At 69.4% G+C, this 8,311-nt stretch carries 6 protein-coding genes; all 6 read right to left on the reverse strand.

Going from position 1 to position 8,311, the window contains the following annotated elements:
• Positions 1-389: 389 nt before the first annotated feature.
• The 6 genes from CCR84_RS02210 to CCR84_RS02235 all read right to left on the reverse strand — a co-directional run bounded on the left by CCR84_RS02210 (position 390) and on the right by CCR84_RS02235 (position 7,007).
• On the reverse strand, positions 390-638 hold the full coding sequence (locus CCR84_RS02210) for a hypothetical protein (protein ID WP_201209354.1): 249 nt from the start codon (positions 636-638) through the stop codon (positions 390-392).
• Positions 639-646: 8 nt separating this feature from the next.
• Positions 647-2,929, reverse strand: coding sequence for an NADP-dependent malic enzyme (locus CCR84_RS02215; protein ID WP_201209306.1), 2,283 nt, complete (start codon positions 2,927-2,929; stop codon positions 647-649).
• 147 nt (positions 2,930-3,076) lie between these two features.
• Positions 3,077-4,003 carry a cobalamin-binding protein gene (locus CCR84_RS02220; RefSeq protein ID WP_338052549.1) on the reverse strand — a complete coding sequence of 309 codons (927 nt, stop codon included), beginning with the start codon at positions 4,001-4,003 and terminating at the stop codon, positions 3,077-3,079.
• A complete protein-coding gene (cobD, locus tag CCR84_RS02225; protein WP_338052550.1) occupies positions 4,000-5,022 on the reverse strand; it encodes a threonine-phosphate decarboxylase CobD in 1,023 nt (340 codons plus the stop codon). The genes CCR84_RS02220 and cobD overlap by 4 nt, the downstream gene beginning before the upstream one ends.
• A complete protein-coding gene (gene cbiB / locus CCR84_RS02230; protein WP_201209355.1) occupies positions 5,000-6,073 on the reverse strand; it encodes an adenosylcobinamide-phosphate synthase CbiB in 1,074 nt (357 codons plus the stop codon). The genes cobD and cbiB overlap by 23 nt, the downstream gene beginning before the upstream one ends.
• A 706-nt stretch (positions 6,074-6,779) precedes the next feature.
• A complete protein-coding gene (locus tag CCR84_RS02235; protein WP_201209309.1) occupies positions 6,780-7,007 on the reverse strand; it encodes a hypothetical protein in 228 nt (75 codons plus the stop codon).
• Positions 7,008-8,311: the final 1,304 nt, after the last annotated feature.

The following is an 8,311-nucleotide window of genomic DNA, read 5'->3' on the forward strand; positions in this document are numbered from 1 at the left end:
GCACGACAAGCCGGCGGTCGATGGCCATGGCATTGGCTGCGGGACGCCATGGCTGCGTTTCGTGTGCGGGATCGATGCCAACAGCGGCGCCGGAAAACGGAGGCAAGGATGCGCCGACTATGACTTTAGTCAGTGACGGTGACGCGCTGGTGACATGCGGCACACGCCTGCACGGCCGCAGCGGGCGCTCAGCTCATGCAGTGCATCCGGTCGTGGAATTGCCCGCCGCGAGGCATGCAGGCGGGCGCAACAGCGCTGCCGCAGCCAGCGGCTGTCACTGCCGGGGGGGAGGCGAAGGGAGGGGTACTGCCTGGCCGCGCCGGGCCAGGCAGGAGGGTCGGTCAGGCCGAAGCAAGCCGCGCCTGAGAGAGGCAGACGCGGCCCGCGCGTCAGCGCTTTCCGGTGGACTTTCCGGCGTGCTTGGTGGCTGGCCTTGCGGGCTTGCCGTACTTGCTGAACACCTGGCGGGCGTCCTCGTGCGCGCGCTCCAGCGTGCAGATCGACGGGTCGTCGTCGTGCAGGGTGAAGAAGTCGTCGGCCTGTGCGCGCATCACCATCGCGATCGCCACGTCGTCGGCGATGTCGTATTTCTCGGTGATCAGCGTCGTGACTTCGTCGAGATGCTGCTCGTAGCTCATCGTGGCGCTCATGCTTGCTTCGCCTGTGCGTCGACGACGGTCAGCGCGGTCATGTTCACCAGCCGGCGGACGGTGGCGGTCTGCGTCAGCACATGGACCGGGCGTGCGGTGCCGAGCAGGATCGGGCCGATGGTGATGCCTTCGCCGACGGTCACCTTGAGCAGGCCGTAGGAAATGTTGGCGGCGTCGATGTTCGGCATGACCAGCAGGTTGGCCTCCCCCCTCAGCGACGAATCGGGGTTGAGGCGCGCCCGGACTTCCGGACAAAGGGCAGCGTCGCCGTGCATCTCGCCGTCGACCTCGAGCCCGCCGAGCGGCATCCCGGCCAGCAAGGCAGCGGCGCGGCTCATCTTCTTCGCCGCCGGCGACGAGGAAGACCCGAAGTTGGAATGCGACATCAGCGCCGCCTTCGGCACGATGCCGAAGCGCCTGATCTCTTCGGCGGCGAGCAGCGTGATCTCGGCGATCTCCTCGGCGGAGGGGTCCTGGTTGACGTGCGTGTCGCAGATGAACAGCGAACGACCGGTGAGCATCAGGTACTCCATCGAGGCGAGGACGCTGACGCCCGGACGCTTGCCGATGACGTCGCCGACCACCTTGAGGTGCTGCTCCTGCTCGCCACGGACGCCGCAGAGCAGCCCGTCCGCGTAACCCAGGCGCAGCAGCATGGCGCCGATCAGCGTGTTGTTGCGGCGCATTTCCAGGCGCGCGAGGTTCGGCGTGACGCCGTTGCGCACCATCAGCTTCTGGTAAGCCTGCCAGCATTCGGCGAAGCGCTCGTCGCTTTCGGGATTGACGAGTTCGAAATCGACGCCGGGACGCAGTCCGAGACCGGTACGCGCGAGCTGCGACTCGATCACGGCCGGACGCCCGACCAGCACCGGGCGCGCCAGGCGCTCCTCGACGATCACCTGCGCGGCGCGCAGGACGCGCTCGTCCTCACCCTCGGCGAAGACGATGCGCTTCACCGGCCCGCGCTTGGCGGCGGCGAAGATCGCGCGCATGCCGTAGCCGGTGTGATAGACGAATTCGCGCAACTTGCCGACGTAGGCGTCGAAATCGGCGATCGGCCGCGTCGCGACGCCCCCCTCCATCGCCGCGCGCGCAACCGCCGGCGCGATCCTCATGATCAGGCGCGGGTCGAAGGGCTTGGGGATCAGGTACTCGGGGCCGAAGGACAGGTCCTCGCCCTGGTAGGCGGCTGCCACCTCGTCGGCCAGTTCGGCACGCGCCAGGTCGGCGATCGCGCGCACGCAGGCAAGCTTCATTTCCTCGGTGATGCGCGTCGCGCCGACGTCGAGCGCGCCGCGGAAGATGAACGGGAAGCAGAGGACGTTGTTCACCTGGTTCGGAAAGTCCGAGCGGCCGGTGGCGATGATCGCGTCGGGACGCACCGCCTTGGCCTCGTCGGGCATGATCTCCGGCGTCGGGTTGGCCAGCGCGAAGATGATCGGCCGCTCGGCCATGGTGGCGACCATCTCCGGCTTGAGCACGCCGGCGGTGGACAGGCCGAGGAAGACGTCGGCACCGACGATCGCCTCACCGAGGGTGCGCGCTTCCGTGTCGCGCGCGTAGCGCGCCTTGGTTTCGTCGACGCTGCCGATCCGTCCGCTGTGGATGACCCCCTTCGAGTCGCACACCATCACGTTCTCGCGCCTGACGCCGAGCTTGCACCACAGGTCGAGGCAGGAGATCGCCGCTGCGCCGGCACCGGAACAGACGACGCGCACCTCCTCGATGCGCTTGCCGACGACGACGAGCGCGTTCTGCAGCGCCGCCGCCGAGATGATCGCGGTACCGTGCTGGTCGTCATGGAAGACCGGGATGTTCATCCGCTCCTTGAGCGTCTTCTCGATGTAGAAGCACTCGGGCGCCTTGATGTCCTCGAGGTTGATGCCGCCGAGCGTCGGTTCGAGCGCGGCGATCATCTCGATCAGCTTGTCCGGGTCGTTCTCGGCGAGTTCGATGTCGAACACGTCGATGCCGGCGAACTTCTTGAACAGGCAGCCCTTGCCCTCCATCACCGGCTTCGCGGCGAGCGGTCCAATGTTGCCGAGACCGAGCACGGCGGTGCCGTTGGTGACGACGCCGACCAGGTTGGCTCGCGAGGTGTACAGGCTGGCGCTGGCCGGATCCTCGACGATCGCGTCGCAGGCGGCGGCGACGCCCGGCGAGTAGGCGAGCGCGAGGTCGCGCTGGTTGGTCAGGCCCTTGGTCGGGGTGACCGAGATCTTCCCGCAGGTCGGGTACTGGTGATATTCGAGGGCGGCGGAGCGCAGGTCTTTTTCCATGTTTTTGGTCTCCTGGGACAGCGGACGGCGTCGAGCCGACCTCACCGGTGGAACGGGCAGGACGGCCCCTCCCCGGCAAAGGTTCCAGTATCGCCGCAGCCAACGCCTTCGGCAATCACGTTTGCATCGCGCCGTTCATCGCACCCTTCATGGTCGCCGGCTGCGCGCGGTTTCCAGCGCCTGGCAGAGGCGCTCGGCACCGTCGAGCAGGCGCGGCGTGTGCCGCTGGATCAGTTCCGGCGGCACGAAGAAGAGGTTGTCGCGCGCAACCGCCTGCAGCGATGGCCAGCGCCGCCAGTCGTCGAGCCATTCCGGGCGCGCCGCATCCATGCCGCTGGCGACGATCGCCTCCGGGTTGGCCTTGAGCACGGCCTCGACGCTCACCTTCGGTGCCATCGTCGAGAGGCTGCCGAAGACGTTCTCGCCGCCGCACAGCCGGATCGCGTCGCTGATGATCTGCCGGCCGCCGACGGTCATCAGCGGCTGCTTCCAGATCTGGTAGAAGGTGCGCACCTGCGGCCGCCCGGAATAGCGCGCCGACAGCACCGCCAGCCGCTCGCGGAAACGCTGCGCCGCCGCGCGCCCGGCCGCCGCTTCGCCACCGAGCTCGCCGAAGCGCTCGAGCGCACGCGCGACGTCCTCGATGCGGTCGGGCTGCGAGACATAGACCGGGATGCCGAGCGCGCGCAGGCGCTCGACCTGCGCCGGCGCGTTGCCGCTCTGCCAGGCGATCACCAGGTCGGGCTTGAGGGCGAGCACGGCTTCCGGGTCGATGCGCGTGTAGCCGCCGACCCGCGGCAGGCGGCGCGCGGCTTCCGGGTAGTCGGCGTAATCGACGCTGCCGACGACGCGATCGCCGACGCCGGCCGCGAACAGCGTCTCGGTGACGTGCGGTGCCAGGCTGACGATGCGCCGCGCCGGTCGCGGCAGGCGCAGGGTGTTGCCGGCGTCGTCGCTGACGACGAGCTCCTGTTTGGCAGGCGTGGCCCCGCCGGCGGCTGCGGCAAGCGGCGCCGCGGCAATGAGCGCGCCGGCGAGCCCGGCAGCGACCAGCGTCAAGACTGAAGTTCTCACGGTGACGACTCCTGTTGCACTTCTTCGAGCGCGGCGGCGAGCCGCGACCATTCCTCCTCGTTCCCAGGCAGGCCGAAGCGCAGGCCGCACGGCGCGTCCTCGAACAGGCGCGTGAGCACCGCGCGCCGTGCCAGCGCCGCGTACACACGGCGGGCGTCGGGCAGGGGCAGCCAGCAGAACAGCGCGTTGCGCCGCACCGCACCGAAGGGCGCGAGCAGTTCGGCCAGGCGCTGGCTGTCTTCCGCCAGCCGGAGACGCGTCGCCGCCTGCCAGTCGCGGTCGGCGAGCGCGCCGGCGGCGACCAGCCGCGCCGGTCCGGCGACCGGCCACGGTCCGATGCGCTCGGCCAGCGCCGTGCGCAAGGTCTCGGGCGCCAGCGCGAAACCGACGCGGGCGCCGGCGAGCCCGTAGAACTTGCCGAGCGAGCGCAGGACGACGACGTTGTCGGCGAGCCCGGCGGAGCGAGGATCACCGCCGACCAGGGACAATTCGGGAGTCGCGTCGCCGAAGGCCTCGTCGACGACGAGCCAGCCACCGTGCGCGGCGAGCGTCGCGGCCGCGGCGAGCAGTCGCGCGCGAGAAAACACCTCGCCATCGGGGTTGTTCGGATTGACGAGGACGACGACTTGCGCGGTCTGCGCGACCTGTTCGAGTTCGGCGGCAGCAAAGCGCTGCGGCGTGCGTCCGGCCACGGCGAAGGCGTGCGGGTGCTCGGCATAGGTCGGCGCCAGCACCGCCACCGGCCCCGGTGGCAGGAGCGACGGCAGCACCTGGATCGCCGCCTGCGAGCCGGGCAGCGGCAAGGGCGCCGGGTGGCCGTAGGCGGCTGCGGCGACGGCGACGAGTTCGTCGTCGTCCTCGGGCAGGCGCTGCCAGCAGGAAGCCGGCAGCGGCGGCACCGGCCAGCCGAGCGGATTGATCCCGGTCGACAGATCGAGCCAGTCGGCGAGCGGAATCCCGTAGTGCGCCGCAGCGCGCCGCAAGCGGCCGCCGTGCTCAAGCATGGTCGCCCCGCACATGGAGGCCCGCCGCCGGCGCAACTGCGGAAGACACGTCGTCGCGCCCACCGCTTTCGGGAAGCGCGTCGGTGGCAACCGTCTGCCACCCGGCCGCCAGCAGCGCCAGCGCCATCCAGACCGCCAGCCACAGCAGCAGCGCGCGGCGGACGAGGGCGACGGCGCGACCGATGTCGGTGCCGCGCGGCGGCAGGCCGGCGCCGAGGTCGGGTCGCTCCTCGACGCGGCCGTGGTAGATGGCCGCGCCGCCGAGCCTCACACCGAGCGCGCCGGCGCCGGCCGCCATCACCGGCCCGGCGTTCGGGCTGTCCCACTGCGGCGCCTGTCGGCGCCAGCAGGCGAAGGCGGTCCGGGTCGCGCCGCAGAGCGCGTAGGCGGTCGCGGTCAGCCGCGCCGGGACATAGTTGAGCAGGTCGTCGATGCGTGCCGCCGCCCAGCCGAAGGCGGCGAGCCGCGGCGTGCGGTAGCCCCACATCGCATCGAGCGTGTTCGCCAGGCGGTAGAGCACCGCGCCGGCACCGCCGAACAGCGCGAACCAGAACAGCGCAGCGAAGATCGCGTCGGCACCGTTTTCGAGCGTCGACTCGACGCAGGCACGCGCGACGCCCTCCTCGTCGAGTTCGGCAGTGTTGCGCGAGACGAGGAAGGAGACGTGCCGGCGCGCCGCGTCGAGGTCGCCGGCAACGAGATCGGCGCCGACCCGGGTCGCGTGCTCGGCGAGGCTGCGCCCGCCGAGTGCGAGCGTCAAGAGGAGCACGTCACCGATCCAGCCGAGGCGCGACTCGTCACAGACCCAGGCCGCCAGCGCCACCCAGGGCAGCACCGCGAACGCCCAGGCGAGGACACCGCCGGCGCGCCCGGCCGGGTCGGTCGCCGCGCGCACGCCGGCGGCCAGCGTTCCGCCGCCCGTAGTCGCCGCAGCAAAGGACAGGTTCAGGCGGCGCTCGATGAAATCGGCGAGCTTGCCGAAACCGACCAGCGGGTGAAAACGCGGCGGCTCACCGAACAGGCGGTCGAGCAGCACGGCGGCCAGACCGGCCAAGGGCAGCAGCATGAGGCCGGGGACGGCTGCCACGGCGACCGATGTCGCAGACGCGGGGAAGAATGCGGCAGAAGCTGCAGAAAGCGCAGCGGCAATAACGGACATCGGAGGGAAGGAGCAAAGGATTCGGAAAAGGCGCTGACGCGCGGGCGCTCGCACAGGCGCACCCACGGGCGCCGCTATTCTACGCGCAAGCCGCCCCGCAACTTGCGCTGCGTGAACGGAGGGGAGTGAAGCAAAGGGCCATTTTGATGACGACACTGGATCGCCACACCCTGCGGGCTCGCGATGACGGTTACGCCCTCAGCCACTCTCCATGCACTCCTCGCACAGTTCATTGCGAGGCGCGCAGCGCCGTGGCCGCACCGACGTCATTGCGAGGCGCGTAGCGCCGTGGCAGCACCGACGTCATTGCGAGGCGCGTAGCGCCGTGGCAATCCAGTTCGTTCTTCTGTCTCCTCGCCCTGCACGATGCGAGCCCTACGCACTGGGTCGCCACGCCCTGCGGGCTCGCGATGACGGTTACGCTCTCAGCCCCTCTCCATGCACGCCTCGCACTGCCGTCATTGCGAGGCGCGCAGCGCCGTGGCAATCCAGTTCGTTCTTCCGTATCTGCGACCTTCGCGATACGAGACCTACGCACTGGATCGCCACGCCCTGCGGGCTCGCGATGACGATCACGCTCTCAGGCCCTCTCCATGCACTCCTCGCACTGCCGTCATTGCGAGGCGCGCAGCGGCGTGGCAGCACCGACGTCATTGCGAGGCGCGTAGCGCCGTGGCAGCACCGACGTCATTGCGAGGCGCGCATCGCCGTGGCAATCCAGTTCGTTCTTCCGTATCTGCGACCTTCGCGATTCCAGTTCGTTCTTCCGTCTCCTCGCCCTTCGCGATGCGAGACCTAAGCACTGGATCGCCACGCCCTGCGGGCTCGCGATGACGATCACGCTCTCAGCCTCTCTCCATGCACTTCCGGCACCGCCGTCATTGCGAGGCGCGCAGCGCCGTGGCCGCACCGACGTCATTGCGAGGCGCGTAGCGCCGTGGCAATCCAGTTCGTTCTTCTGTCTCTGCGACCTTCGCGATACGAGACCTACGCACTGGATCGCCACGCCCTGCGGGCTCGCGATGACGGCTACGCTCTCGGCCCCTCTCCATGCACTCCTGGCACCGCCGTCATTGCGAGGCGCGTAGCGCCGTGGCAGCACCGACGTCATTGCGAGGCGCGCAGCGCCGTGGCAATCCAGTTCGTGCCTCCATCTCTGCGACCTTCGCGATGCGAGACCTACGCACTGGATCGCCACGCCCTGCGGGCTCGCGATGACGATCACGCTCTCAACCCCTCTCCATGCACTCCTCGCACTGCCGTTCATTGCGAGGCGCGCAGCGCCGTGGCCGCACTGCCGTCATTGCGAGGCGCGTAGCGCCGTGGCAATCCAGTTCGTTCTTCTGTCTCTGCGACCTTCGCGATGCGAGACCTACGCACTGGATCGCCACGCCCTGCGGGCTCGCGATGACGGTTACGCTCTCGGCCCCTCTCCATGCACTCCTCGCACTGCCGTCATTGCGAGGCGCGCAGCGCCGTGGCCGCACCGACGTCATTGCGAGGCGCGTAGCGCCGTGGCAATCCAGTTCGTTCTTCTGTCTCTGCGCCCTTCGCGATGCGAGACCTAAGCACTGGATCGCCACGCCCTGCGGGCTCGCGATGACGGTTACGCTCTCAGCCCCTCTCCATGCACTTCCGGCACCGACGTCATTGCGAGGCGCGCAGCGCCGTGGCCGCACCGACGTCATTGCGAGGCGCGTAGCGCCGTGGCAATCCAGTTCGTTCTTCCGTCTCTGCGACCTTCGCGATGCGAGACCTACGCACTGGATCGCCACGCCCTGCGGGCTCGCGATGACGATCACGCTCTCAGCCCCTCTCCATGCACTCCTCGCACTGCCGTCATTGCGAGGCGCGTAGCGCCGTGGCAGCACCGACGTCATTGCGAGGCGCGCATCGCCGTGGCAATCCAGTTCGTTCTTCCGTCTCTGCGCCCTTCGCGATGCGAGACCTAAGCACTGGATCGCCACGCCCTGCGGGCTCGCGATGACGATCACGCTCTCAGCCCCTCTCCATGCACTCCTCGCACTGCCGTCATTGCGAGGCGCGCAGCGCCGTGGCCGCACCGACGTCATTGCGAGGCGCGTAGCGCCGTGGCAATCCAGTTCGTTCTTCTGTCTCTGCGCCCTTCGCGATGCGAGACCTACG

Source organism: Rhodocyclus purpureus (assembly GCF_016653115.1).
In the GTDB taxonomy this organism is placed as follows: Bacteria; Pseudomonadota; Gammaproteobacteria; order Burkholderiales; family Rhodocyclaceae; genus Rhodocyclus; species Rhodocyclus purpureus.

Excerpts from the sequence above, each read along its gene's own strand:
- cobD (WP_338052550.1), bottom strand. The coding sequence starts at position 5,022 with ATGTGCGGGGCGACCATGCTTGAGCACGGCGGCCGCTTGCGGCGCGCT.
- CCR84_RS02215 (WP_201209306.1), bottom strand. The coding sequence starts at position 2,929 with ATGGAAAAAGACCTGCGCTCCGCCGCCCTCGAATATCACCAGTACCCG.
- cbiB (WP_201209355.1), bottom strand. The coding sequence starts at position 6,073 with ATGCTGCTGCCCTTGGCCGGTCTGGCCGCCGTGCTGCTCGACCGCCTG.
- CCR84_RS02210 (WP_201209354.1), bottom strand. The coding sequence starts at position 638 with ATGAGCTACGAGCAGCATCTCGACGAAGTCACGACGCTGATCACCGAG.